Here is a 24488-nt window from a genome sequence, read left to right on the forward strand (position 1 = left end):
GCATTGACAAGTTAGTAATTATTGACAAATGGTAACATGGCATTTCTGGCCGCAGCGCACCGGTGACGCGACAGCGTAAAATAGCGGTTTCGCCGTTTCCATCGCCTCCCATGACCATCCTGCTCTCCACCCTGAATGCCCGCTACACCCACGCCTCGCTGGGATTGCGCTATTTGCTGGCCAATATGGGGCCGTTGCAGGCGCAGACGCGGCTGCAGGAATTCGTCATCGGCACGAAAACCACGGAACTGGTCGAGCGCATCCTCGTCAACAAGCCGCGCATCATCGGTTTTGGCGTGTATATATGGAACGTCGAGGAAACAACGAAGCTGGTGGCCATGCTCAAGCGCGTGGCGCCCGAGGTCATCATCGTGCTGGGCGGGCCGGAAGTGTCGCATGAGGCGGGCGAGCAAGAGATCGTCAAACTGGCCGACTACCTGATCACGGGCTGGGGCGACGTCACCTTCCCCAAGCTGTGCGGCGAGATCCTCAACGGGCCGAAGCCGCTGATGAAGATCCATGCCGGCGTGCAAGCCCCGCTGGCGGAACTGCAACTGCCCTACTCCTTGTATACAGACGACGATATCCGCCACCGCACGATTTACGTGGAAGCATCGCGCGGCTGCCCGTTCAAGTGCGAATTCTGCCTGTCCGCACTGGACAAGACGGCCTGGCCCTTCGCCCTGGAAAATTTCCTGGCCGAGATGGAATCCCTGCATGCGCGCGGCGCCCGCCTGTTCAAGTTCGTCGACCGCACCTTCAACCTGAACATCAAGACCAGCTTGAAGATCATGCAGTTCTTTCTGGACAAGATCGAGGCGAACCCGGACGATCCCATCTATGCCCACTTCGAACTGGTGCCCGACCACTTGCCCGATGCCTTGAAAGCAGGCATCAGCAAGTTCCCGCCCGGCGCGCTGCAGTTCGAGATCGGCATCCAGAGCTTCAATCCGGACGTGCAATCGCTGGTCAGCCGCAAGCAGGACAATCAAAAGGCGGCCGACAACATCCGCTGGCTGTGCGAAGAATCGAACGCCCACCTGCACGTGGACTTGATCGCCGGCTTGCCGGGTGAGGATGAAGCGAGTTTCGCGGCCGGCTTCAACAAGCTGGTGGCCTTGAAACCGCATGAAATCCAGTTCGGCATATTAAAGCGGCTGCGCGGCACGCCCATCATCCGCCATACGGAAAACTATGGCATGGTGTTCGATCCGCACCCGCCCTATACCATCCTGGCGAATAAACAGCTCGATTTCATGAGCATGCAGCGCCTCGTGCGCTTCGCCCGCTATTGGGACCTGGTGGCCAACTCGGGCCGCTTCGCCAATACGGTGCAATGGATGCTCGGTGATGCGCCTTTTGAAAACTTCATGGATTTTTCGAACTGGCTGTACGCCCACACGGATGCCACCCACCGCATCGCCATGGAACGCCTGGCCAAGCTGGTGGCGCAATGGCTGCAGACGCGCGGCATGAGCGCGGTCGAGGCCAATGCCCTGCTGGCCAGCGACTATGCGGGCGGCGCGCAGGCGGCCGCGCATGGCAAGCCAAGCGAAGTGAGTACTAGCGGCGCCAAGGTGCGCCCGGACGTGGCCCTGCCGCAGCGGCAGGCACGCCATCTGGCTTCCTGACAGGCTGGCGATTGAACAGCGGTGGCGGTCTGCGCCATTCTCCCTTAAACTGGCACGATGCCGACTGTACAATCGCCGAAACTGACCCTCTCCCAGACCAGCTCCCAACAGGGAGCCCTTGTCACTGCCAGCGGCACCTGGCAGGTGCACGCGCTGGCGCATGACAATGCCATCAAGGCCATCGATGCCCAGCTCAAGCCCTTGCAGGGCGATACCAAGGCGCAATGGGACCTGTCGGCCATCGACAGCATGGACCATATCGGCGCCCAGCTGTTCTGGAATGCCTGGGGCAAGCAGCGTCCGGCGCAGCTGACCCTGGCGCCGTCGCAGGAAGAGTTTTTCAGGCGCATCGAAGAAACGGGGCCGTTGGAAACGCCGCCCTCGCGCGCCAACCGCCTCACGCCCGTGATGAAACTGGGCATGGCCATCCTGCTGTTTTTCGAACATTTGAAGGGTTTTATTGCCCTCGTGGGCCAGGTGACGCAGGATATCGGCCGCTTCGCGCGCCATCCGATGCGCGGGCCATGGCGTGAAATTTCCGCCAATATCTTCCATGCGGGCTTCCAGGCGCTGGGCATCACGGCCCTCGTCGGCTTTCTGATCGGCGTGGTGCTGTCCTATCTGTCAGCGCAGCAGCTGCGCGCCTTTGGCGGCGACATCTACCTGGTCAACCTGCTGGGCATGAGCGTCATCCGCGAACTGGGACCGCTGCTCGCCGCCATCCTCGTCGCCGGGCGCTCGGGCTCGTCCATCACGGCCCAGCTGGGCGTCATGCGCGTCACGGAAGAGCTCGACGCCATGCTGGTGATGGGCATTTCGCACGGATTCCGCCTGATCATGCCGAAAGTGCTGGCCCTGGCCATTTCCATGCCCCTGCTCGTCATCTGGACGGATACGGCCGCGCTGATCGGCGGCATGGTGGCGGCCAAGGTGGAACTGAACCTGTCAGCGCGCTACTTCATCCAGAAGCTGCCCGACGCCGTGCCGCTGGCCAACTACATGATCGGCCTGGGCAAAGGCGTCATCTTCGGCATGCTGATCGCGCTGGTCTCGTGCCACTTCGGCCTGCGCATCAAGGCCAACACGGAAAGCCTGGGGCGCGGCACCACCACCGCCGTCGTCACGGCCATCACGGTCGTGATCCTGGCCGACGCCGTGTTCGCCATCGTCTTCAATGGAGTGGGCTACTGATGGCGGACGACACCAATATCGCTTGCGGCACCGGCAAGGAAGGCCAGTTCAACCTGCACGGCGACGCGCCCGTGGTGGACATCACCAATCTGTGGACCAAATTCGGCCGCACCGTCGTGCACCAGGACTTGAACCTGGAAATCGAACGGGGTGAAATCCTGTCCATCGTGGGCGGCTCCGGCACGGGCAAGACGGTGCTGCTGCGCCAGATGCTGGGCCTGGAACATCCGGCGCGGGGATGCGTCAAAGTTTTTGGCGAAGATATCAACCAGGCAAGTTCCGACCAGCTGCAACAGTTACGCAACCACTGGGGCATGCTGTTCCAGCAAGGCGCCCTGTATTCGGCCCTGACCGTGTTCGACAATGTGGCCCAGCCGATGCGCGAATTGCGCGTGCTGCCCGAAGCCCTGGTGCACGACGCGGTACTATTAAAGATGAACATGGTGGGCCTGGGCCCGGAACATGCGCTGAAAATGCCCTCGGACTTGTCGGGCGGCATGATCAAGCGCGTGGCGCTGGCCCGCGCCCTGGCGCTGGAACCGAAATTATTATTCCTCGACGAACCCACGGCGGGCCTGGACCCGGACCTGTCGGAAAGTTTTGTCGCCCTGATCCAGTCGCTGCACCGCGAATTGGGCTTGACAGTGGTGATGGTCACGCATGACCTAGACACTTTGTTCGCCCTGTCCACGCGCATCGCCGTGCTGGCGGAAAAACACGTGATCGCCATCGGCCCCACGCGCGAGGTGATCGAAGTCGACCACCCGTTCATCAAGCAATTTTTCCTCGGCGACCGCGGCAAGCGCGCGCTGGCCGTCCTCGATGAGAAACAGGCGGCGGCGGGCAATGCGGCGCAGCCAGGCGACGACGCCGGCACAGACAAGAAAGCGGAGAAGTAATGGAAAACAGATCACATGCCCTGATGACGGGATTTTTTACGCTCACCCTGCTGGTGGCCGCCATTCTGTTCGGCGTCTGGTTCAACCGCGACCGCGTGGAACGGGTGCCGTACCTGCTCGCCACCACCCTGTCCGTGCCGGGCCTGAACCCGCAGGCGACCGTGCGCTACCGGGGCCTGGAAGTGGGCAAGGTCGACGCCATCGACTTCGACACGCAAAAGGCGGGGCAAATCCTCGTGCACATCAGCGTGGCGCCCGATACCCCCGTCACCAGCACCACCTTTGCCACCCTCGGCTACCAGGGCGTGACGGGTATCGCCTACATCCAGCTCGACGATGAACAGGTGGGCTCGAAACTGCTGGGCACCAGCAAGGACAAGCCGTCGCTGATTCCCCTGCGCGCGGGCTTGCTCGACCAGCTGGAAAAGCGCGGCAAACGCATCCTCGACCAGGCCGAACAGATCACCAACAAGGTCAACAACCTGCTCAGCCCCGAGAACCAGGCGGCCATGCTGGGCGCCTTCAATGAAGTGGGCAAGGCGGCCAAGGCCTTTGGCGCCATTCCGCAGCAGCTCGAGCCGACCCTGACGCAATTGCCGCAACTGACGGAACAGACGCGGCAAACCTTGACGGCCGTCAGCACGGCCGGCAAGAACGTGTCGGACTTGACGGCCACGTGGAAAAAGCTGGGCAACGATATCCAGGCGCCCGGCGGCGTGCTCGACAAGGTCAATGGCACGGTCGACCGGGTCGGCAACTCGGTGGAAACGGTGGCCAATGGCGTATCGCTGGAAGTCTTGCCACAGGTAATAGAGCTGAGCGGCGAGGCGCGCTCCTCGATGCGCGCCCTGAAAACCACCATGAGCACGCTCAATGAACAGCCGCAGAGCATCTTGTTCGGCGCCCCAGACATCCCACCCGGCCCGGGCGAGCCCGGTTTTTCGGCGCCGGGCAAATAAGGAGAACACCGCATGCCTATCCCACGCAATCTCAGCGCACTCGTCCTGGCCACCGCATTCCTGCTGGGCGGTTGCGCCAGCCGCGGCCCCGTCCCCACGTTTTATGATTTCGGCCCGGCCGCGCCGCTGGCCGCCGCGCAGCCGGCGGCGCCAGCCGTGCCCGTGCTGGTGATCGCCGACGCCAACGGTCCATCCTGGCTGGACAGCCAGCGCATGTATTACCGCTTGCTGTACGCCGATGCGCAGCAATCGCGCCCGTACGCCTACAACCGCTGGAACACGCCGCCGCTGCAACTGCTGAGCCAGCGCCTGAAAACCCGCGTGGCGCAAAGCGGCGTGAAAGTGCTGTCGACCACGGACGCGGCCGCCGGCATGCCCCTGCTGCGCATCGACGTCGATGATTTTTCGCAAGCTTTCGATACGCAAACGCAGAGCAGCGGCCATGTCTCGCTGCGCGCCTCGCTGTTCCGCGGCCACCGCCTGATCGACCAGAAAACCTTCAGCCGCAGCGGCCCGGCAAGCAGCGCCGACGCGCAAGGGGGCGCGCAGGCGCTGGCGGCGGCCTCGGACGCCATCGCCGCCGACCTGCTGACCTGGCTGGGCACGCTGACCATCCCGAAAGAATGACGGCGCCAGCTTCCCCCGCCAGTCCGGCGGCGCCACTGCCGCCCGTCCGCTCCTCGCCCGTGTCGCGCGCGACCCTGCTCGCCTACGTCTTCCTGATCGTGTACGCCAGCTGGTTTCCGTTCACGGGTTGGCACAGCAATGGCCTGTCGCCGCTGACGTTCCTGGAAAACACGCGCATGCCCCGCTACTGGACGGGCTTTGACGTGGGCATCAATGTCGTCGGCTACATCCCGCTGGGCGCCTTGATCGTGTATTCACTGTTTCCACGCATCACGGGTTTCTTTGCCGTCATCGTCGCCAGCCTGTGCGGCATGTTGATTTCCGGCAGCATGGAAGCCGTGCAAACCTATTTGCCCAGCCGCGTATCGTCGAATCTGGACTTTTATACGAATTCGGCCGGCTGCTGCATCGGTTCCATCATCGGCGCCCTGACGGCGCGCAAGCTGCTCGACCATAGCCATTTGTACCGCTTGCGCCAGCGCTGGTTTGCCCAACATGCCAGCCAGGGCCTGGTGCTGGTGGCCCTGTGGCCGCTGGCGCAGATCTATCCGCAAGGCTATCTGTTCGGCCTGGGCCAGCTGCTGCCCATCCTGTCGGACTGGCTGTCGCGCCTGGCGGGCATGGAGATCGACCTGGCCACCTACCTGCGTCCCGACGTGATCTTAACCGTCGAGCAATATTGGCTTTCGGAAACCATCATCACGGCGTGCGGCATGACGGGCGCCGTGCTTACCTTGCTGTGCCTGCTGCGCCGCGCCGCGCCCCGCACCGTGCTGATGCTGATCCTCATCGCCGCCGCCCTGACCGTGCGCTCGATGGCCAGCGCGCTGCTGTTTTCGCCCGAAAACGCCTTCGTCTGGATCACGCCAGGCGCCCAGGGCGGTTTCCTGATCGGCCTGATCATGCTGGGCGGCCTGGCGTTCGCCCCGCACGTGGCGCAGCGCCGCATCGCGGCCGCCACCTTGCTGCTGAGCCTGGTGATGGTGAATACGACGCCGATCAACCCGTACTTCATGTCAACCTTGCAAGGCTGGGTGCAAGGTAAGTTCCTGAACTTCAATGGCGCGGCGCAATTCCTCGCCTTGCTGTGGCCCTTCATGGCCCTGTGGTTCCTGTGCCTGCCCTCGCACCGCCTGAACCGGCAGGAGGACGTGCAGCGCCAGCGTCGCGAAGACCACCCATAAGCGTTATCATGGCGCATTGATGAATCAGCAGGAGAATAGTATGAGCGACGCACCGTATTTTGAACGCCACGTTTTTTTCTGCATGAATAAACGTGAAGACGGCCGCAACAGCTGCGGCGACCATGGCGCGGAAGCGGCGCAAAAGCATTGCAAGCGCCGCATCAAGGAACTCGACATGAATGGCGCGGGCAAGATCCGCATCAACCAGGCCGGCTGCATGGACCGCTGCGAAGAAGGCCCGCTGCTGGTGATCTACCCGGAAGCGACCTGGTACACCTATGTCGACACCAGCGATATCGATGAAATCATCGATACGCACCTGGTGGGCGGCAAAATTGTCGAACGCCTCAAGATTTAATGCCAATTTAAGAGATACCCACCAGTATGAGCATCATGAACAGAAACTCGGAAAAATTTACCCTCGCCGGCCATGCAGGCAGCATGGAAGGCTTGCTCGATTTCCCGGCAGACACTCCGCGCGGCATCGCTCTCGTTGCCCATCCGCACCCTTTGTACGGCGGCACGATGGATAACAAGGTCACGCAAACCCTGGCGCGCGCGTTTGTCACGCTCGGTTATGTGGTGGCGCGCATCAACTTCCGCGGCGTGGGCGCTTCCGAAGGCGTGCATGACCATGGCGCGGGCGAGACGGACGACATGCAATTGCTGTATGAACACATGCGCGGCCTGTACCCGGGCTTGCCCGTGGCCTTGTCCGGTTTCTCGTTCGGCACCTTCGTGCAATCGAAACTGCAGGAGCGCCTGGCTGCCGCCGGCACACCCGCCGAGCGCCTGGCGCTGATCGGCAGCGCGGCCGGCAAGTGGGCCATGGCTGATATTCCCGCCGACACCATCTTGATCCACGGCGAACTGGACGACACGATTCCCCTGTCCGCCGTCTTCGACTGGGCCCGTCCACAAGACATTCCCGTGATCGTGATCCCCGGCGCCGACCACTTTTTCCACCGCAAGCTCAACCACATCAAGAACCTCGTGATTGCCCTGTGGCATGGTGACAAACCCGCAATCGCAGCAGATGATCATTGAAGTGTGGGCTTACTAGCGCCTCCACGGCTATAATTGATCCGTTTTTTCCACGCGGCCATGCAGGTAGCAACAGCATGGCCCTCAGCCTTCATCTTTTTCTCGCAGACCAGCCCCATGAAAAAACTTTTAGCGGCACTGGCCTCCAGTGTATTTTTCTTTTCCGCCGCCTACGCCCAGAGCGTTCCAGCCCCGACCATCGCCGCCAAGTCCTGGCTGTTGCTTGACGCCACCAGTGGCCAGATCATTGCTTCGCAAGATCCGGACGCGCGCATCGAGCCGGCATCGTTGACCAAGATCATGACGGCTTACCTGACGTTTGCCGCCATCCGCGAAAAGAAACTGGCACTGGACCAAAAAGTGAACGTGTCCGTGCGCGCCTGGAAAGTCGATTCGAGCAGCTCGAAGATGTTCATCGACCCGGCTACCCCCGTCTCGATCGACGACTTGCTGCACGGCCTGATGATTCAATCGGGTAACGACGCCGCCGTGGCGCTGGCTGAAGCCGTTGCTGGCGATGAAGGCACGTTCGTCGTGCTGATGAACCGCGAAGCACAACGCATGGGCTTGAAAAACACGCGTTTTGCCAATCCGCATGGCTTGCCTAGCCCCGATAACTATTCCACGGCGCAAGACCTGTCCGTGCTGGCCAAGCGCGTGATCGCCGACTACCCGGAATTCTACAAAATCGATTCCATCAAAAGTTTTACGTACAACAAGATTACCCAGCCTAACCGCAACCGCCTGCTGTGGCTGGACCCAACCGTCGATGGCATGAAGACGGGCCACACGGAAGCGGCCGGCTATTGCATGATCGCGTCGGCCCGCCGTCCAGGCGGCACGGGCGAGCGCCGCCTGATCTCCGTGGTGCTGGGCACCTCGTCGGACCAGGCCCGCACGCAGGAAAGCCAGAAGCTGCTGAACTGGGGCTTCCAGAACTTCGATACGGTCAAGCTGTACTCGAAGGGCCAGGCCGTGGCCACGCCGGAAGTGTGGAAGGGCTCGAAAGGCACCGTGAAAATCGGTTTCGCCCGCGATGTGCTCGTCACCGTACCAAAAGGCACGGCTGCCAAGATGAAACCGGTGCTGGAACGCAAGGACCCGCTGGTCGCGCCATTGGCTGAAAACGCCCCTGTCGGCAAACTGAAAATGATGGTCGACGACAAGGTCCTGCTGGAACTGCCTGTCGTGGCGCTGGAAACCATCAACCAGGCCACGATCTTCGGCCGCGCCTGGGATTCGATGCGCCTGTGGATGAAATAAGCAGTTAGCCCCCCAAATAAAAAATGCCCGCAGATGCTGCGGGCATTTTTTTCGTCCGTAGACTTTACTTCGCCGGCGCATCCTTCAGATGCGGCTTGCGCGCCACAGGCGGAAAGGTGCCGTGGCGGCCTGCCGCAAACGTCGCCTCCGTCTGCGACGCTGCCACCGGCACAGATACCTTGCGCACCTTGGCCACCTGCGCCGCCGTCACCGGTGTGCCGCGGTTGCCCCAGCTGGTCTGGATGAAGGTCACCACCTGGGCAGTCTGCTCATCATTAAAAATGTCGGCATACGGCGCCATCGTCAGCGCCGACGGCGCCGTGCGCGTGGCCGGCACGGCGCCACCCGACAGCACGATGTTGATGGCCGACGTGGGATCGTTCGTCTGCAGCACGGCATTGCCGGCCAGCGCAGGGAAGGCCTTGTCGTAGCCCTTGCCGTCGGAGCGGTGGCAGCCGGCGCAGCGGTCCAGGTACAGCTGCGCGCCCTTGGAATTGACGATACCGCTGAACAATTGCTTGCCCAGCTTGTCATCGGCCACGAAGGCCGGCGTGGCCGGATTCGACGGCGGCAGCGACTTCAGGTATTTCGCCATCGCCGCCAGGTCGCCATCCGTCATGTGCTGCATGGAATGGGCCACCACATCGTTCATGGCGCCGAACGATGCCGTATGGCTGTTGCGGCCCGTTTTGAGGAATTCGGCGATCTCCGCCGCGCTCCAGCGCGCCAGGCCGCCGCCATGCTCATTGCGCAGCGAGGGCACGGACCAGCCGTCGATGACGCCGCCGCCGGCCAGGAACGTCGTGTTGCCTTCGTCCGTCAGCGATTTTTCCTGCATGCCCACGCCGCGCGCCGTGTGGCAGGCGCCGCAGTGGCCCAGGCCCTGCACCAGGTAGGCGCCGCGCAGCAATTGCGCGTCGCCCGTGGCTGGCGCCTTGTAGGGCTGCGGCGTGGGCGCGAAGGCCCAGCGCCAGATGGTCAAGGGGAAACGCATCGACAGCGGCCATGGAATATCGGCCGCCTTGTTCGGCGTCGGGTCCGCCTTCACGCCATGCATGAAGTAGGCGTACAGGGCCTGCATGTCCGCCTCGCTCAGGCGCGAATATGAGGGGTAGGGCATGGCCGGATACACGGTATAGCCATGTTTCGTCACGCCAGTGCGCATCAGTTTGTCGAAATCGGCAAAGCTCCAGTCGCCGATGCCGGCCTTTTTATCCGGCGTGATATTCGTGGAATACACCTTGCCGATCGGCGTTTCCATGCCCAGGCCGCCCGCGAACGGCTGGCCTTTCGTGCCGGCCGTATGGCAGGCGATGCAGTCGCCGGCGCGAGCCAGGTATTCGCCCTGGCGTATCAGCTGGGCGTTCGGGGTGGTGGCAGACCAGGCGATGCTGGGGGTACTGGAGGCAAGCGCCAGCAGCAGCGCGCCCACGGTATGGGTGAATGTGTTGTTCATCTTCTTGTTCTTTATCAGGCGACCAGGGGACGGGGATCTTTCAGGTATTGCTCGCGGATGGCCTTGGCCGACCAGTAGGTCAGCGCGCAAGCGAGGCCCGTCGGGTTGTAGCCGATACCGACCGGGAACACGCTGGAACCGACGGCAAACACGTTGTGCACGTCCCAGCTCTGCAGGTAGCGGTTGACGACGCTGGTCTTGCGGTCCGCGCCCATGGCCGTGCCGCCCGCCCAGTGGGTAGTCTGGTAGTTGCGCAAGTCGAGGTGGTCGCCCACGCTCTTGACGGACACCTTGATCGCTTCCGGATTCATGGCCTCGGCCACCTTCATCATCTTGTCGGTGACGAAACGGCTCATCTTGATATCGTTTTCCTTCCAGTCGAAGGTAAAGCGCAACAATTGCTGGCCATACTTGTCCGTGTAGGTGGGGTCGAGGTCGACATAGCAGTCCCGATACGTCATGTTGGCGCCGTGGCAGTCGAAGGAGACCGTGTTCAGATAGCTCTTCTTGACGGCCTTTTTCCAGGCCGAACCCCAAGCGGGCGTGCCGTCCGGCGTGGCGATGCCCGAGATGGGCTTGGAGCCGGCCGGGTTGCACCAGGCGGGCGAGCCGCCGACAAAGCCCAGCGGGCCATGGTCGAAATTGTCGCCATTCCAGTCATCGAGGGCGACGCCCGTGCCGCCGGCGCCGATGAAGGGGTTGGTGTTCGTGTCTTCCTTGAAGAAGGTCTGGATGGTGGACATCATCTGGTAGGCGATATTGCGCCCCACCACGCCTTCATTGCTGACGGGGTCGTACGGCTTGCCGATGCCCGAGAGCAAAAACAGATGTGCGTTGTTGTAGGCAAAGGCGCTGGCGATGACCAGGTCGGCCGGCTGCTCGACGGCCTTGCCGTCCGCATTGATGTAGGTCACGCCGGTAGCGCGTTTCTTGCTGCCGTCGAGATTGATGCGCACGACGTTGCAATTGGCGCGCAATTCAAAATTGGAGACCATGCGCAGGGCCGGCATGATGTTGACGTTGGGCGACGCCTTGGAATAGTTGTAGCAGGCGTAACCGGAGCAGAAACCGCAGAAATTGCACGGTCCCATCTGGCAACCATACGGGTTCGTGTACGGGCCGGACGCGTTCGACGACGCGTTGACGAACGGGTGATAACCGACGGCCTTGGCCGCGCGGCGGAACAGTTCGGCCGTGTACGGCACTTTTTGCGGCGCCAGCGCGTAATTGTCGGAGCGGTCGCCCTCGAACACATTGCCGTCGCCGACGACGATGCCGTTGACCTTATACGCCTGGCCCGAGGTGCCGAAGACTTTTTCCACGAAATCGAAGTGCGGCTCCAGCTCGGCGTAGGTCACGCCGAAGTCCTGGATCGTCATGCCTTCGGGGATGAATTTCTTGCCGTAGCGGCGTTCGTAGTGGCTGCGGATTTGCAGCTCTTCCGGCAAGACGCGCCAGTGCATGCCCGACCAGTGCAGACCTGCGCCGCCCACGCCCGTGCCGGGCTTGAAGGCGCCGATCTGGCGGTACGGCACGGCCACGCCCGTGATACTGTGGCGGAAGGTGAACGTGCTCTTCGACATATCCTGGAACAGCTTGCTGCGCTGGATGTAGGTCAGCTCGTCGAGGGTCTTCGGATAGGCGCCGTCGGGATAGGTGTCGCGGTACTCGCCGCGTTCCAGCGCGACCACGTTCAGGCCCGCTTCCGTCATTTCCTTGGCCATGATGGCGCCGGTCCAGCCAAAGCCGACAATCACGGCATCGACAGGCTTCATTTTTACATCTGGTTTGATATCACTCATGATGGTTTTTCTTTTTCTTTGATCTGCTACAAAAAGTCTTATGCGATAGAAACAGGCGGCAGCGGGTATTTCTTGCCGTATTGCTCCACCCAATCCATGTAATCGGCGCGCGCGCCGGGGAATCCCACCATCTTCCAGGCCAGCATGTCCTTGTTGCCACCGTGGACGGGGTCGCAAAAGTAGCCTTCGCGCGTGTTCTGCAGCAACTGGTTGAAGAAGACCTTGGCCGGCACTGCGCCGATGTCCAGGCTTCCCTTTTGCAATTGCGTGATGACGGCATCGCGCTCGGCCGCGTTCAGCTGCACGAAAGGCTTGCCGGACTGTTTATTGACGGCTGCATTGACGCCGGCTAGGGCGCTCTTGTACAGCTCGCGCGGCGCCATGTGGAACTGGTAGCCGAACTGTTCGATCGAGGGCACGAACGGCCCCTGCATGTACCACAGCGCGCCATACGCGTACGGCGTGTTCATCTGCAAGTCGATGAATTCATGCGCACCCGATTCCAGCGCGCCCGGCCCTTCGCCATCGGCCGGGATCAGCCGGTCGACCAGTGCGCACAATGTGGCCCATTCGGTGGCGTCGAAAAAGCGCGGTTTGTAGGCAGGCTGGTCCTTGGAGACGGCCATGGCCAGGCCGCCGCCGGCGCCGGCCAGCAAGGCCACGGCAGGCGCGGCGCCGACGGCCTTGCGCAGGAAGTTACGCCGGTGGGGCGAAATCCCGATGATTTTCATAGGTTTTCCTCAGGCGGCACGAGCCGCCACAGTGATGGATGTGGGAATCAGAAAGAAAATGCGGGCACGCGCCGCTGAGATTGCAGATTTCACGTAGAGATGACTGGAGTATCGCGGCGCGCTGCATCAACCTGCCGGTTAATTGACCAACATGATTGACAAGCAGTTGCTTTGCATTTACGGTGCGCATCGTACCATAATTAAAAGAAACATTCAGAGACAGGTTCGACGTGATTAAAAAAGAGGCAGCGGTGCGTGGCCGCCCGCGCAAGGCGGGCGTGGAAGATGCGGTACTGGAAGCGATCGTCATGCTGGTGCGCCAGCATGGGCTCGACGCCGTGACGATACAGATGGTGGCCGACGTGGCCGGCGTGGGGCGTCAGACGATCTACCGGCGCTGGCCGCGCCGCGAAGACATGCTGCTTGACGCGCTCGTCAAGCGCACGGCGGAAAAGCTGCAGCGCGCGCTCGACATGCCGGACGGCCAGGAAATCGAGGCGATCTGCGCACGCATCTTCGACAACCTGAACGCCGACGGCCGCTTCACCTGCGATCTCCTGGTGCTGATCCACAATGATGCGGCGGCGCAGCTGCGCTTTCGCGAGCAGATCGTCGCACCGTGGATCACCCTGGTGGTGCAGCGCCTGGTCAACATCGGCGTGCGCGCCGACCTCGACCTGCGCCTGTTTGCCTTCATGCTGCAATCGGCGCTGGTGTACCAGATGCAACTGGGCGGCCAGCTCGACGCTGCCCTGCAGGAACGTTGCTGCCGCTTTATCCGCAGCATGCTGTAGCACTGGATATAATCGGGGCATCACCTTCTTCGCCACCATCAGAAAGCCAGCCCATGAGCCATGTATTTCCCGCCAGCCTGCAAGCGCCGCGCAGCCGTTTAAGCAGCAACGGTCCCGAACTGTCGCGCATCGTCGCCGGCATGTGGCGCATCGGCGAGTGGAATATGTCGGCGCAGCAGCGCCTGGCCTTCATCGAGCAATGCCTGGCGCTGGGCGTGACCAGTTTCGACCATGCCGATATCTATGGCGATTACAGCGCCGAAGGCCTGTTCGGCGAAGCGCTGGCCCTGCAGCCGGGCTTGCGCGACAAGATGGAACTGGTCAGCAAATGCGGCATCAAGCTGCTGTCGCCGCACCGGCCCGGCCACGCCATCCAGCATTACGACACGAGCGCGGCACACATCACCAGTTCCGTGGAACACACCTTGCGCCAGTTGCACACGGACCGCCTGGACTTGCTGCTGATCCACCGTCCCGACCCCCTGATGGATTTTGACGAGATCGCAGGCGCCTTCACCCAGCTGCAGCAGGCGGGCAAGGTCTTGCACTTTGGCGTGTCGAATTTCAGCCGCCACCAGTTCGAGTGCCTGCACCGGCGCTTCCCGCTGGTGACGAACCAGGTGGAATTTTCGCCGCTGCACGTGGCGCCGCTGTTCGATGAAACCTTCGACGGCTTGCAGGATGTGGGAGTGGCGCCGATGATCTGGTCGCCGCTGGCGGGCGGCCGCCTGTTCCAGGGCGGCGACGCGAATGTGGAGAATTTGCGCAATGTCATCAAGCAGATCGCCGACCAGCTGCAGCGTCCGTTTGCCAGCGTGGTGTTTGCCTGGATCATGCAATTGCCATGCCGTCCCCTGCCGCTGACGGGCACGGGCCGCATCGAAGCCGTGGGCGTGGCCGTGGAAGGCACGCAGTTCACGCTCAGCCGCAGCGACTGGTTCGCCATCCTGCGTGCCGCGCGCGGGCACGAGGTGGCTTAATACTTAGAAGGTCTAACAACCGTAGCGAGCGGCAGTGAGTTGTGGCAGAGAAGCGCAGCTGTGCGAATACACGGGGACGCCGAGTCAGTGAGCATCGCAGGCCGCAAATCGCGACGCGCAGTAGGTTGTTAGGCGTTCTAGTCGATCTCGTCAGGGTCGTTGAATACCTGCGGCAACGCAATACCGCGCCAGCCCAGGTACCACGCCAGGTTGAGCAGCAGGGTGGCGGCGATGTAGACGGCGAAGAACAGCGCGAAGAAGCTGGTCTTCAGCCACACCAGCAGGGCGATGGCGACGATCAGCACCAGCAGCGCGGCCAGGCTTTTCTTTTGCTTGGAGCTGGGGAAGCGCAAGGTCGACACCATCAGGCTGCCCACGCCCACCAGCAGCAGCATCAGCAGATAGCTGTGCAGCATGGAATCGATGGGCGCCGGCCACGCCACCACCACGGCCGCCACGCAAGCGGCCCCGGCCGTGATCGGCATGCCGACGAAATACAGGGGATCGGTACGCCCCACGTTCACATTGAAACGCGCCAGGCGCATGGCGCCGCACGCGACAAAGAAGAAGCTGGCCATGCCGCCAAAGCGCAGCAGCAGCGGATCGTGCACGCCCATCTGCACAAAACCGTAGCAGTACAACAGGACGGCCGGGGCGCAGCCGAAATTCATCACGTCGGCGATGGAATCGAGCTGCACGCCAAACTGCGAACTGGTGTTCGTCAGGCGCGCGACATAGCCGTCGAGCGCATCGAACACGCCGGCCAGCACCAGCAAGGCGGCGGCCAGGCGGTAGGCATCCGCGTCGCCGACAGTCGCGTTATCGACGGAAATGACGATGCTGGCAAAACCGCAGGCTATCGAAAGCAAAGTCACCATGCTGGGCAAGGCGTACTTGGCGCGCTGCAGGCGCGACTTGGGCGATGTGTTCAAATTTGTGGGCAATCAAAGAAATCGGTAATGAGGCTACGCAGCGGCAAACGCTGCACTATGCTCATTCTACCCTGCGCAGCTGCGGCACCGTCCGCGCACGAGCGCGCGACATATCTTGTCATGGATGCTCTACGGCATATAAAAATGCCTTAGAATCGTTTTACAGGGCAGCACGTTGGCTTACCGCTGTCCGCCTACCTATACAGGAGTCAACTTGATTGTCTCGTCACTGCGTTGGAAATACTGGATACCCGCCCTGCTGAGCGCAGCCCTGCTGAGCGCCTGTGGCGGCGGCGATAGCGGCGACAAGACGTCGCTGAGCACCTCGACCCCGGCAGGGCAGCTGACACAGGAGCCCGGTGCTCCCGTCCTCAGCAACAATATTGCCACCGATGGTTTCAACTGGTTCAACTACCGGCGCAGCCAGATCGGCCTGTCGCCAATGGTGCGCAATGGCTTGATCGACAGCGCGGCCCTGGGCCATTCCAACTACTTGAATCTCAACAATACAGTGGCGCACGAGCAAGTGCAGGGCAAGCCCGGCTTTACCGGCGTCAAACTGGGCGACCGCCTGGCCAAGGCCGGCTACGTCGTCACGTCGCTGCAGGGGGAAGTCATCGCCGGCGCCAGCAACACGTCCGGCTTTTACCTGGCCGAGGAACTGGTCACGGCCATTTATCACCGCTTCGTCATTTTCGAGCCCCTCTTCAAGGAAGGGGGCGCGGGCGCGGCCGTCAGTGGCGCCGGCTATGCGTATTTCACCACCGACCTGGCCGGTAACCGCAGCTATGGCTCCGGGCTGGCGGCAGGGAAAATCGTCACCTACCCATTCGGCGGCCAGCAAAAGGTAGCCGTCAGTTTTTCCAGCGATAACGAAGCCCCCGATCCCGTGCCGAACCAGGACGTGGTCGGCTACCCGATCAGCGTGCATGCCAACTACGGCACGACCGTCAGCGTGACGGCGTTCAGCGTGCGCCAGCGCGGTGCCGCCGCGGACTTGACGGTGCGCCTGCTCACCAGCGGCAATGATGCACATACGCCAGTCTCGGCCGCGTCCATCATCCCGCTGGCGCCGCTGCTGGCGAACACGGCCTATGACGTGAGTTTCATCGGCAAAGTCAATGGTACGGACGTCACGCAGAGCTGGTCATTCACGACACGCTAGCGATTTTGCCGACTGCCAAGCGGGCGCAGCGTCGGGGACGACTGGATGTAGAATAGCTGTTCCTGCTTTACGGCAATTGACAAGTTTTCGGGCGCTCTGCACAGCATGCTGAAACCACACGCCACTTGCGATGATGATGCCGCCGTTGCGGCATCCGACATGGTCCGCATTCTCGATGTCGAGAACGGACTGGGCCGCATCATGGGCGACCGCATCCTGTACCTGAAAATCCTGCGCCGCTTCCTGCATGACCACGGCACCACGCCGTGCCAGATCCGCGCCGAATTCGACACGGGCAACTATGCCTCCGCGCGCCTGAAGGCGCATACCTTGAAGGGCGCCGCCGGCATGATCGGTGCGCGCCACGTGCATGGCCTGGCCGAAACGCTGGAGTCGGCACTGCGTGCGCAAGCGCCCGACCTGGCCCGGCAAATGCTGCAGCTGGAACTGGCGCAGGATCAATTGCTGGGCGCGGTCAGCAGCATGCTGGGCACGCCGGAGGCAACCCACACGGCGGCGCAGGACGTGGCGCCCGATCCGGCCGCGCCCGCCATCCAGCTGCTGCTGGCGCGCCTGGCCAGCCATCTGCGCGAAGGCGACGGGGCGGCCATCGACATCCTGGAAAACTCGGCCAGCCTGCTGGCGGCCAGCCTGGGCGTCAACGTCTACCAGGAAGTGGCAGCCGCCGCGCACGAGTTCGATTTCGACGGCGCGCTGGCGGCACTGCTGCGGCGCCGCTAGTCTCCACGCTCAACGGTGGTATTGCGCCTCTTCCGCGTAAGCCATGCCGCAACTCTTGCCGCAAAAGCGGCGCACGGCGTCGAGCGGCTTGTCGCAGTACCAGCACGCGCCTTTTGGCGGCAAGGTAGCGATCAATTCCGGCATGGCGGGCAATGCCGCCAGCACCTCTCCCTCGCGTTCCACGACGTCCGGCTGTTTGCTGTCCATGGCGCTTCCTTTCCTAGCGGCACTTCAAGGCCGCTCAGCAAGATTACGTCAGCACAGTTTGAAGCCCATGACATTTCTCAACGGCGGCCACGCTTGCCCCATCGGCACTTTGAAATTTCCAAACGACAACGTTGTCACTTCACACTACAATCAGTGTTCCGTTCACTTGCGCGCTCGCCATGAAACACATCCCTCTGCTGCTCTCCTGCTTGCTGCTCAGCGCCTGCGCCACGCGCGCGCCCACTGCCTACACCCTCAATTCGGGCGCCGAACGCACGCCGGAGCAATTGGCGGTGGTGTTCGAACACGCCGACCTGACCTTGCGCATCGATCCGGCCAGCCGCAGCATCGCCGGCGACGCGCGCCTGACCTTCCTGGCCACGCAGCCGATCTCGCGTTTCGCGCTGGACCTGGACCGCAACCTGCCGGTCGATGCCATCGAAATCGACGGCAAGGCGCTGCGGCCGCAAGACTATGCCAACCCGGACGGGCGCCTGAGCATGACCTTGCCGGCCACCCTCGCGGCAGGCGCGCGCACCACCATCCGCATCGTCTACCACGGCGTGCCGCACGTCGCCGTGAAAGCGCCGTGGGATGGCGGCATGGTGTGGTCGAGCACGGCCGATGGCGCGCCGTGGATCGCCAGCGCCGTGCAGGGCGAGGGCTGCGACCTGTTCTGGCCCTGCATCGACCATCCGATGGGCAAGGCCCAGCTGATCGACCAGCATATCCAGGTACCGGCGCCGCTGGTGGCGGCCGGCAACGGCATCGCGCTCGGCATGGATGAGGCCAACGGCTGGCGCACCTGGCACTGGCGCGCCAAACACCCGAGCACGTATGGCATCGCCCTCAATGTGGCGCCCTACCGCAGCCTGCAGGGCGAATATGCTAGCCGCTACGGCAACCGCATCCCCCTGCAGTTCTGGTACTTGCCGGAAAGCGAAGCCAAGGCAGGCGCCCTGTTCGCGGAATTGCCGCCCATGCTAGATTTTTTTGAAAGCGTCATCGGCCCCTACCCATTTGGCGATGAAAAAGTCGGTATCGCCGAAACGCCGCACAAGGGTATGGAACACCAGACCATCAATGCCTATGGCAACAAATTCGCCAAGACCAGCTATGGCTACGATGAGCTGCTGCAACATGAATTCGCCCATGAATGGTTCGGCAACCAGCTCACCAACAGCAACTGGGACGACATGTGGCTGCACGAAGGCTTCGGCACGTATATGCAACCGCTGTACATGCAGTATCTGCGGGGAGAACAGGAGTATTTTGCTTCGTTGCAGCAAATGCGCGCCGGCATCGTTAACAAGGCCCCCATGGTCTCCGGCAAGCCGAAAAGCGAGGAAGAAGTCTACGACCTGAAAAAGGGCGGGCCGGGCGGCGACATTTATGTGAAAGGGGCGCTGGTGCTGCACACCTTGCGCGGCCTGATCGGCGACGACGCGTTCTTCCGCGCCGTGCGCCTGCTCGTCTACGGCACGGAACAGCCGCAGCCGGGCCAGTTCCAGCCGCGCTATGGCAGCACGACGGAGTTCATGGCCATCGTCAACAAAGTCACGGGCAGCAATTACGACTGGTTCTTCCAGGCCTATCTGTACCAGGCCGCGCTGCCGGAACTGTCCGCCGTGCGTGACGGCGACACCCTGCGCCTGCTATGGAAGACGCCTGCCGACATCGCCTTCCCGATGCCGGTGGAAGTACGTATCGGCAAGGAAATCCATACCGTTTCCATGTCGCTGGGCTTTGGCGAACTGCCCCTGCCGGCTGGCTCCACGTACACGCTCGACCCGCACTCGCGCGTGCTGCGCCGCGCAGAGCATATCGAAACGTTCCAGAAATTCAGGGAAGAGCAGGCCAAGCACAAGAAGAGCTGAGCTGCCGCAAGTCAGGGCAGCCGCTATTTCCGGAAACTGCGCACCGCGTCATTGGCATTATCGGCAATGATTTTTTGCAGCGTCGGCTGCCCTGCATACTTGGCGGACAGCCGTTTCCACTGCCGCTGCGCCTGGCCGCATGAGCTGGCGACGGCTTGCGTGATCTCACGCTGGCGCGCCTTGTCGTTGTCATCCCATTCGCCGGCAAAATGCTCGCACATTTGCGCATGCTCAATGAACTGCGCCACGTCGCGCGGCAGCTTTTCCTCTGCTTGAGCCAGCAAGGGCAGACAGCACAGTGCGGCAGCGATCAACATTTTCATCGCTTCCCCTTACTTGCCGATGCAGAAACGGCTGAAGATCACGCCCAGCAGATCGTCAGGCGAAAATTCTCCCGTGATGCTCGACAGCTGCACCTGCGCCAGGCGCAGTTCTTCGGCGAAGAGGTCCAGCGACTGGTCGTCCTGCGCCGCGTGCTCGGCGGCGATGTCCAGGTGCTTGCCGGCCGATTTCAAGGCGATCAGATGGCGTTCGCGCGCCAGGTACAGCGATTCGCCCGTCTGCTGCCAGCCGGCGATGCGCAAGAGCTCGGCGCGCAAGAGGTCAATGCCGATGTGCTCGTGCGCCGACAGATACACGTGCGTGGCATCGGGCAGGCTGTCGACGCTGGGCTTGTGGCCCGACAGGTCGATCTTGTTCCACACGCGCACCACGGGCACGCCTTCGGGGAAGGCGGCGACAATGGTTTCATCGGCCAGGGTGGGGCCATGGTCGGCATCCAACAGGTGCAGGATCACGTCGGCCTTGCCGATCTCTCCCCACGTGCGTTCGATGCCGATGCGCTCGACGGCGTCGATGGTGTCGCCCGCGCTGCGGATGCCGGCCGTGTCGATGATGTTGAGCGGAATGCCCTCGATCTGGATGGTTTCGCTGACCTTGTCGCGCGTGGTGCCGGCGATCGGCGTAACGATCGCCACGTCGGCGCCCGCCAGCGCGTTCAGCAGCGACGATTTGCCGACATTGGGCTGGCCCGCCAGCACGACATTGAGGCCTTCGCGCAGCAGCGCGCCCTGCGCCGCCTGCGCAAACACTTTATGCAATGCTTCGATGACGGCCTTCAATTGACCGCGCGCATTCGATTTTTCCAGGAAATCGATTTCTTCTTCCGGGAAGTCCAGGGTCGCTTCAACCAGCATGCGCAGTCCCGTCACCTGCTCCACCAGCGCGTGGATGGTGTTGGAAAACGCGCCCGACAGCGATTGCGAAGCGGACTTGGCCGCCGCCTCCGTGGAGGCATCGATCAGGTCGGCCACGGCTTCGGCTTGCGCCAGATCAAGCTTGTCATTCAAAAACGCGCGGCGCGTGAATTCGCCCGGTTCGGCCAGGCGCAAGCCGCTGTCACGGCCCGCTTCCAGCACGCGCGCCAGCAGCAGCTGCAGCACCACGGGACCGCCATGGCCCTGCAATTCCAGCACGTCTTCGCCCGTGTACGAATGCGGACCCTTGAAGTGGATGGCGATGCCCTGGTCGATGATGGCGCCGTCGCTTTCCGTGAATGGCAGATAGGTGGCGTGGCGCGGTTTCAGTTGCTGCGCGCCGAACAGGGCGGCCATCAAAGGGGCGAGATTTTTGCCGGAGGCGCGTACCACGCCGATGCCGCCGCGTCCGGGAGCGGTGGCGATGGCGGCGATAGGGGAAGAGTCGAGTTTCATGGGGATATTGTAATAGGTACGGCAAGGGAAGGTGCAGCAACGTAGGTCGGCTTAGCGCGCAGCGCGTAAGCCGACGCAGCACACGCTGGCGATAGTGTCGGATTACGCGTGGCCTTGCCACGCTAATCCGACCTACAAGAATTAAAAAGCCCGCACTAGGCGGGCTTTCTGGTCGCTGGCCGGACTTACTTGACGGCAGGCGCGTATTTCTTGGTGATCACCCATTGCTGGCCGATCGACAGGACGTTATTGACGACCCAGTAGAGTACCAAGCCCGACGGGAAGAAGAAGAACATCACCGAGAATGCCAGTGGCATGAACAGCATCATCTTCGCTTGCATCGGATCGGCCGGGGCCGGGTTCAGCTTGGTCGTGATGAACATCGAGATCGCGTACAGCACGGGCAGGATGCACCATGGGTCATGCTGGGCCAGGTCGGTGATCCAGCCGATCCATGGCGCGCCGCGGATTTCCACGGACGCGTTCAAGACCCAGTACAGGGCGATAAAGACGGGCATCTGGATCAAAATCGGCAGGCAGCCGCCCAGCGGATTGATCTTTTCCGTCTTGTACAGCTCCATCGTGGCCTGGTTCATCTTTTGCGGATCGCCCTTGAAGCGTTCGCGGATGGCTTGCATCTTCGGCGTGACCAGTTTCATCTTGGCCATGCTGCGGTAGCCGGCGGCCGACAGCGGGAAGAACAGCAGCTTGATCAGGATCGTGAAGGCGATGATGGTCCAGCCCCAGTTGCCCAGCACGCTGTGGATCTGTTCCATGACCCAGAACATCGGCTTGGCGATGATGGTCAGCCAGCCATAATCCTTGACCAGTTCCAGACCAGGCGAGACGTTTTCCAGCAGGTGTGCGATTTGCGGACCCGAGTACAGCTTGCTGTCCATGCTGGCCGAGGCGCCTGGTGCCAGGGTAGGCAGGGGCAGCACGTTGCCGATGGCGTACAGGTTGGGGCCGACCTTCTTCGTGAAGATGTCGCGCTTGGCGTTCTCAGGCGGAACGAAAGCGGACACGAAGAAGTGTTGCGAAATCGCAAACCAGCCGCCATTCGCCGTCGCCGGGTGCAAGCCCTTCATGGCATTGTCGTTGCCCTTCTTCTCGTCTTCTGCGGCCGCTTTTTCGATTTTCTCGAACGTCAGCTTCTGGTACTTGTCCTGTGGCGTGTACAGGGTAGGACCGGTAAAGCTGCTGTTGAAGAACGAGTCGCCGACCGGCTTGTTGCCGTCATGCGTCAGTTGCAGATACAGCTGCGGCGTGACAGGCGCCGCGCCCACGTTGGACACGTCGTGGCGCACGTCGATGACGTAGTCGCCGCGCTTGAAGGTAAACGTCTTGGTCAGCTTGACGCCGCCTTCAACCGCTTCCATCACCAGTTGGATCTGCTTGCCATCGGCCAGGGTACGTACGCCAGGCTGCACGGTGAAGCCGCTCGCGTGGGTAGGGAATGGACCGCCGACCAGGCCCGATTGCGCCAGGTAAGTGTGGTTCGCGCCTTCGTCGAACAGCACTTCGTTTTGCTTGCCATCGTCCGGCTGGCACCATTTGAACAGGCCGAAGCAACCGCCGAACCAGCCCGGATTGCCCGCGCCCTTGAATTTCAGCAATTCCAGACGCTTGACCTGGCCGCCCAGGGTGTCGATATCGACCTTGATGACGTCGGTGGTGATGGTAATCACTTCGCGCTTGAACGCGGCGGGATCGACAGCCTCGCCCGGCAGGGCAGGCACGCCTGCCGCAGCTGGCAGGGCAGCCGTCTTGGCAGGGGTCGCAGGCGCCTTGGCGGTTTGTTCCGTGTTCGCGGAGAACATCGACGGCTTGCCGTTCGAGATCATCCATTCGTTCCAGAGAATTACCAGCGAGACGGAAAACACGATCCACAGGATGGTACGTTTATTGATATCCATTAGGGTATTTGTCAGGAGTGGTTGCAACCGCAAGCGGTCGTTGAAGATTGTTTGCCATCGGCCGGCGGCACCGGGTCGACGCCCCCTTCATTCCAGGGGTGGCAACGGCACAGGCGCTTGGCAGCCAGCAGGCTGCCCTTGGCCGTACCGTGCACGCGCAGCGCTTCCATCGCGTAATGCGAACAGCTCGGATAGAAACGGCAATTCTGTCCCAGCATGGGGCTGATCAGCAACTGATAAGCGCGCAGCAGGAACAGCAGCAGGGTTTTCATGGCGCGGATGGTGGTGGCGCAGCAACAGAACGGGCCTGGGCGGCGATTTGCGCCGCGAACAGGCGGCTCAATTCCTCACGCAGCTCGGCTTTGAGCCGGGTCGTGGTGGCCGGGCCATCCTTGCTGTTGACGGCGCGCGACAAACGCACCACGCAGTCGACCGGCGGCATCGCGCTGTTGCGAAACAGCTCGCGCGTGACGCGCTTGATCGTGTTGCGGGTCGCCGCGCGCGGCGCGAAACGCTTGGCCACAACGACGCCCAGCCGCGCATGCGGCAATTGATTGTGTCGGGTGTACAGCACAAAATGCGCTGTTTTTTGCGAAGGGCGCAAACGAAAAACGGATGAAAATTCATCCGTTTTAACGATACGCCGAACGCGCGCGAAGTCGTGTGAACCTTCGCGTTGATTGCCGACTGGAGTACAGCTAGCCACGCGATCAGCTGTCAACGACAAGCCTAGACGGCCAGACGTTTGCGGCCCTTTGCGCGACGTGCGTTGAGCACATCACGGCCACCACGGGTAGCCATACGAGCGCGGAAGCCGTGCGTACGCTTGCGGCGAACGACGGAAGGTTGGTAAGTACGTTTCATGTTGGTCTCGCTAAAAACAAAAAAAATGCAAAATCGGGTCTGACGTCCCGTCAGTTTTTGGTGCCAATGACAATCGCGCACTTATGCCAAGGCACAAGCTGGCCAATCTCATCGCCCGCTTAATCCACGCTTAGTCCATATTGTCGTTCCAAATGAATAAACACGGAATACGGGCGGGGAACCCTGAATTATTCAGCATATGCCCCCCTCTTGTCAAGGATTGCCGTGATCGCCTGGAAATTTGCGCGCCGCCCCCCATCTGCCGGCAAGGCCCCGCCACAGGCCGCGCCAGCACTGCCTGTCACGGGATAACCGGGGGATAAGTCGCCTCTTATGCACACGGCGCCCCACCCCGCCACACAAAAATAACAGCCGTGCCTGTGGATAACTTTCGCAGTCGGGAGTAGAATAGCGCGTTACGTGTGGCGAGCCCTCGCGCGACGCCGGCCTTGCAACACGGTGAACGCAGGGCAGAATCGATACGCACTCCCACACCTTTTCACATAGACATAC

General features: G+C 62.1%; 25 protein-coding genes. 14 read left to right on the top strand and 11 right to left on the bottom strand.

Annotated features, from left to right (window positions below; translation table 11 throughout):
• The first annotated feature begins 110 nt into the window (after positions 1-110).
• The 9 genes from U0004_RS28400 to U0004_RS28440 all read left to right on the top strand — a co-directional run bounded on the left by U0004_RS28400 (position 111) and on the right by U0004_RS28440 (position 8798).
• Positions 111-1631 carry a B12-binding domain-containing radical SAM protein gene (locus U0004_RS28400; protein ID WP_070253864.1) on the top strand — a complete coding sequence of 507 codons (1521 nt, stop codon included), beginning with the start codon at positions 111-113 and terminating at the stop codon, positions 1629-1631.
• A 57-nt stretch (positions 1632-1688) separates the two neighbouring features.
• Positions 1689-2822, top strand: a complete 1134-nt coding sequence (locus tag U0004_RS28405) for an MlaE family ABC transporter permease (RefSeq protein WP_034781349.1) — start codon at positions 1689-1691, stop codon at positions 2820-2822.
• On the top strand, positions 2822-3721 hold the full coding sequence (locus tag U0004_RS28410; RefSeq protein ID WP_070253863.1) for an ABC transporter ATP-binding protein: 900 nt from the start codon (positions 2822-2824) through the stop codon (positions 3719-3721). The genes U0004_RS28405 and U0004_RS28410 overlap by 1 nt, the downstream gene beginning before the upstream one ends.
• Positions 3721-4680: an MlaD family protein gene (locus tag U0004_RS28415; protein ID WP_070253862.1), complete on the top strand. Its 960-nt coding sequence runs from the start codon at positions 3721-3723 to the stop codon at positions 4678-4680. The genes U0004_RS28410 and U0004_RS28415 overlap by 1 nt, the downstream gene beginning before the upstream one ends.
• Before the next feature lie 12 nt (positions 4681-4692).
• Complete coding sequence (locus U0004_RS28420) at positions 4693-5307, top strand: ABC-type transport auxiliary lipoprotein family protein (protein ID WP_115057597.1); 615 nt, start codon at positions 4693-4695, stop codon at positions 5305-5307.
• Positions 5304-6491 (top strand): VanZ family protein, encoded by a 1188-nt coding sequence (locus tag U0004_RS28425; protein WP_034781338.1) that lies wholly within the window; start codon positions 5304-5306, stop codon positions 6489-6491. Before U0004_RS28420 ends, U0004_RS28425 begins: the two co-directional genes overlap by 4 nt.
• 40 nt (positions 6492-6531) lie before the next feature.
• Positions 6532-6849: a (2Fe-2S) ferredoxin domain-containing protein gene (locus U0004_RS28430; RefSeq protein ID WP_034781335.1), complete on the top strand. Its 318-nt coding sequence runs from the start codon at positions 6532-6534 to the stop codon at positions 6847-6849.
• A 35-nt stretch (positions 6850-6884) separates the two neighbouring features.
• Positions 6885-7538 carry an alpha/beta hydrolase gene (locus U0004_RS28435; RefSeq protein ID WP_070258761.1) on the top strand — a complete coding sequence of 218 codons (654 nt, stop codon included), beginning with the start codon at positions 6885-6887 and terminating at the stop codon, positions 7536-7538.
• A gap of 114 nt (positions 7539-7652) precedes the next feature.
• Positions 7653-8798, top strand: coding sequence for a D-alanyl-D-alanine carboxypeptidase family protein (locus U0004_RS28440; RefSeq protein WP_034754313.1), 1146 nt, complete (start codon positions 7653-7655; stop codon positions 8796-8798).
• Between the two features lie 64 nt (positions 8799-8862).
• On the opposite strand, the gene U0004_RS28445 is transcribed toward U0004_RS28440, so the two are convergent.
• From U0004_RS28445 to U0004_RS28455, 3 genes are read right to left on the bottom strand one after another with little or no spacing between them, the layout of a single operon-like run.
• The gene (locus tag U0004_RS28445; RefSeq protein WP_070258741.1) at positions 8863-10254 is read right to left on the bottom strand and encodes a cytochrome c; all 1392 of its coding nucleotides are present in this window, start codon (positions 10252-10254) and stop codon (positions 8863-8865) included.
• Between the two features lie 14 nt (positions 10255-10268).
• The gene (locus U0004_RS28450) at positions 10269-12056 is read right to left on the bottom strand and encodes a GMC family oxidoreductase (RefSeq protein WP_052140055.1); all 1788 of its coding nucleotides are present in this window, start codon (positions 12054-12056) and stop codon (positions 10269-10271) included.
• A 38-nt stretch (positions 12057-12094) separates the two neighbouring features.
• Positions 12095-12787, bottom strand: coding sequence for a gluconate 2-dehydrogenase subunit 3 family protein (locus U0004_RS28455; RefSeq protein ID WP_070258739.1), 693 nt, complete (start codon positions 12785-12787; stop codon positions 12095-12097).
• A gap of 230 nt (positions 12788-13017) precedes the next feature.
• Between U0004_RS28455 and U0004_RS28460 the strand changes: the two genes are divergently transcribed.
• Positions 13018-13581, top strand: a complete 564-nt coding sequence (locus tag U0004_RS28460; protein ID WP_070258737.1) for a TetR/AcrR family transcriptional regulator — start codon at positions 13018-13020, stop codon at positions 13579-13581.
• A 53-nt stretch (positions 13582-13634) separates the two neighbouring features.
• Positions 13635-14561, top strand: coding sequence for an aldo/keto reductase (locus U0004_RS28465; RefSeq protein ID WP_070258735.1), 927 nt, complete (start codon positions 13635-13637; stop codon positions 14559-14561).
• Positions 14562-14698: 137 nt separating this feature from the next.
• Here U0004_RS28465 and pssA read toward each other — a convergent pair whose 3' ends face one another.
• A complete protein-coding gene (pssA, locus tag U0004_RS28470; protein WP_230523234.1) occupies positions 14699-15493 on the bottom strand; it encodes a CDP-diacylglycerol--serine O-phosphatidyltransferase in 795 nt (264 codons plus the stop codon).
• Positions 15494-15707: 214 nt separating this feature from the next.
• Between pssA and U0004_RS28475 the strand changes: the two genes are divergently transcribed.
• Positions 15708-16658 carry a CAP domain-containing protein gene (locus tag U0004_RS28475; protein WP_269462324.1) on the top strand — a complete coding sequence of 317 codons (951 nt, stop codon included), beginning with the start codon at positions 15708-15710 and terminating at the stop codon, positions 16656-16658.
• 105 nt (positions 16659-16763) lie between these two features.
• Positions 16764-17399, top strand: a complete 636-nt coding sequence (locus U0004_RS28480) for an Hpt domain-containing protein (protein ID WP_034781319.1) — start codon at positions 16764-16766, stop codon at positions 17397-17399.
• 9 nt (positions 17400-17408) lie between these two features.
• On the opposite strand, the gene U0004_RS28485 is transcribed toward U0004_RS28480, so the two are convergent.
• The gene (locus U0004_RS28485; protein ID WP_034781317.1) at positions 17409-17606 is read right to left on the bottom strand and encodes a hypothetical protein; all 198 of its coding nucleotides are present in this window, start codon (positions 17604-17606) and stop codon (positions 17409-17411) included.
• A gap of 179 nt (positions 17607-17785) precedes the next feature.
• On the opposite strand from U0004_RS28485, the gene U0004_RS28490 reads away from it, so the two are divergent.
• The gene (locus U0004_RS28490) at positions 17786-19483 is read left to right on the top strand and encodes a M1 family metallopeptidase (RefSeq protein ID WP_070258733.1); all 1698 of its coding nucleotides are present in this window, start codon (positions 17786-17788) and stop codon (positions 19481-19483) included.
• A gap of 23 nt (positions 19484-19506) precedes the next feature.
• Here the strand turns inward: U0004_RS28490 and U0004_RS28495 are convergent, their stop codons facing one another.
• The 6 genes from U0004_RS28495 to rpmH all read right to left on the bottom strand — a co-directional run bounded on the left by U0004_RS28495 (position 19507) and on the right by rpmH (position 23975).
• Positions 19507-19806 carry a hypothetical protein gene (locus U0004_RS28495; protein ID WP_070258731.1) on the bottom strand — a complete coding sequence of 100 codons (300 nt, stop codon included), beginning with the start codon at positions 19804-19806 and terminating at the stop codon, positions 19507-19509.
• A gap of 9 nt (positions 19807-19815) precedes the next feature.
• A complete protein-coding gene (gene mnmE, locus U0004_RS28500; protein WP_070258729.1) occupies positions 19816-21195 on the bottom strand; it encodes a tRNA uridine-5-carboxymethylaminomethyl(34) synthesis GTPase MnmE in 1380 nt (459 codons plus the stop codon).
• 185 nt (positions 21196-21380) lie between these two features.
• Positions 21381-23111: a membrane protein insertase YidC gene (gene yidC, locus U0004_RS28505; RefSeq protein WP_070258727.1), complete on the bottom strand. Its 1731-nt coding sequence runs from the start codon at positions 23109-23111 to the stop codon at positions 21381-21383.
• An 11-nt stretch (positions 23112-23122) separates the two neighbouring features.
• Positions 23123-23383 (bottom strand): membrane protein insertion efficiency factor YidD, encoded by a 261-nt coding sequence (gene yidD, locus U0004_RS28510; RefSeq protein ID WP_034754335.1) that lies wholly within the window; start codon positions 23381-23383, stop codon positions 23123-23125.
• Positions 23380-23817, bottom strand: coding sequence for a ribonuclease P protein component (gene rnpA, locus U0004_RS28515; RefSeq protein ID WP_071653349.1), 438 nt, complete (start codon positions 23815-23817; stop codon positions 23380-23382). The genes yidD and rnpA overlap by 4 nt, the downstream gene beginning before the upstream one ends.
• Positions 23818-23840: 23 nt before the next feature.
• Complete coding sequence (rpmH, locus tag U0004_RS28520; protein WP_010401996.1) at positions 23841-23975, bottom strand: 50S ribosomal protein L34; 135 nt, start codon at positions 23973-23975, stop codon at positions 23841-23843.
• Positions 23976-24488: the final 513 nt, after the last annotated feature.

The sequence above is a fragment of the Janthinobacterium lividum genome (assembly GCF_034424625.1).
Lineage (GTDB): Bacteria > Pseudomonadota > Gammaproteobacteria > Burkholderiales > Burkholderiaceae_D > Janthinobacterium > Janthinobacterium lividum.

Excerpts from the sequence above, each read along its gene's own strand:
- U0004_RS28400 (WP_070253864.1), top strand. The coding sequence starts at position 111 with ATGACCATCCTGCTCTCCACCCTGAATGCCCGCTACACCCACGCCTCG.
- U0004_RS28405 (WP_034781349.1), top strand. The coding sequence starts at position 1,689 with ATGCCGACTGTACAATCGCCGAAACTGACCCTCTCCCAGACCAGCTCC.
- U0004_RS28410 (WP_070253863.1), top strand. The coding sequence starts at position 2,822 with ATGGCGGACGACACCAATATCGCTTGCGGCACCGGCAAGGAAGGCCAG.
- U0004_RS28415 (WP_070253862.1), top strand. The coding sequence starts at position 3,721 with ATGGAAAACAGATCACATGCCCTGATGACGGGATTTTTTACGCTCACC.
- U0004_RS28420 (WP_115057597.1), top strand. The coding sequence starts at position 4,693 with ATGCCTATCCCACGCAATCTCAGCGCACTCGTCCTGGCCACCGCATTC.
- U0004_RS28425 (WP_034781338.1), top strand. The coding sequence starts at position 5,304 with ATGACGGCGCCAGCTTCCCCCGCCAGTCCGGCGGCGCCACTGCCGCCC.
- U0004_RS28430 (WP_034781335.1), top strand. The coding sequence starts at position 6,532 with ATGAGCGACGCACCGTATTTTGAACGCCACGTTTTTTTCTGCATGAAT.
- U0004_RS28435 (WP_070258761.1), top strand. The coding sequence starts at position 6,885 with ATGAACAGAAACTCGGAAAAATTTACCCTCGCCGGCCATGCAGGCAGC.
- U0004_RS28440 (WP_034754313.1), top strand. The coding sequence starts at position 7,653 with ATGAAAAAACTTTTAGCGGCACTGGCCTCCAGTGTATTTTTCTTTTCC.
- U0004_RS28445 (WP_070258741.1), bottom strand. The coding sequence starts at position 10,254 with ATGAACAACACATTCACCCATACCGTGGGCGCGCTGCTGCTGGCGCTT.
- U0004_RS28450 (WP_052140055.1), bottom strand. The coding sequence starts at position 12,056 with ATGAGTGATATCAAACCAGATGTAAAAATGAAGCCTGTCGATGCCGTG.
- U0004_RS28455 (WP_070258739.1), bottom strand. The coding sequence starts at position 12,787 with ATGAAAATCATCGGGATTTCGCCCCACCGGCGTAACTTCCTGCGCAAG.
- U0004_RS28465 (WP_070258735.1), top strand. The coding sequence starts at position 13,635 with ATGAGCCATGTATTTCCCGCCAGCCTGCAAGCGCCGCGCAGCCGTTTA.
- U0004_RS28480 (WP_034781319.1), top strand. The coding sequence starts at position 16,764 with ATGCTGAAACCACACGCCACTTGCGATGATGATGCCGCCGTTGCGGCA.
- U0004_RS28485 (WP_034781317.1), bottom strand. The coding sequence starts at position 17,606 with ATGGACAGCAAACAGCCGGACGTCGTGGAACGCGAGGGAGAGGTGCTG.
- U0004_RS28490 (WP_070258733.1), top strand. The coding sequence starts at position 17,786 with ATGAAACACATCCCTCTGCTGCTCTCCTGCTTGCTGCTCAGCGCCTGC.
- U0004_RS28495 (WP_070258731.1), bottom strand. The coding sequence starts at position 19,806 with ATGAAAATGTTGATCGCTGCCGCACTGTGCTGTCTGCCCTTGCTGGCT.
- mnmE (WP_070258729.1), bottom strand. The coding sequence starts at position 21,195 with ATGAAACTCGACTCTTCCCCTATCGCCGCCATCGCCACCGCTCCCGGA.
- yidC (WP_070258727.1), bottom strand. The coding sequence starts at position 23,111 with ATGGATATCAATAAACGTACCATCCTGTGGATCGTGTTTTCCGTCTCG.
- yidD (WP_034754335.1), bottom strand. The coding sequence starts at position 23,383 with ATGAAAACCCTGCTGCTGTTCCTGCTGCGCGCTTATCAGTTGCTGATC.
- rpmH (WP_010401996.1), bottom strand. The coding sequence starts at position 23,975 with ATGAAACGTACTTACCAACCTTCCGTCGTTCGCCGCAAGCGTACGCAC.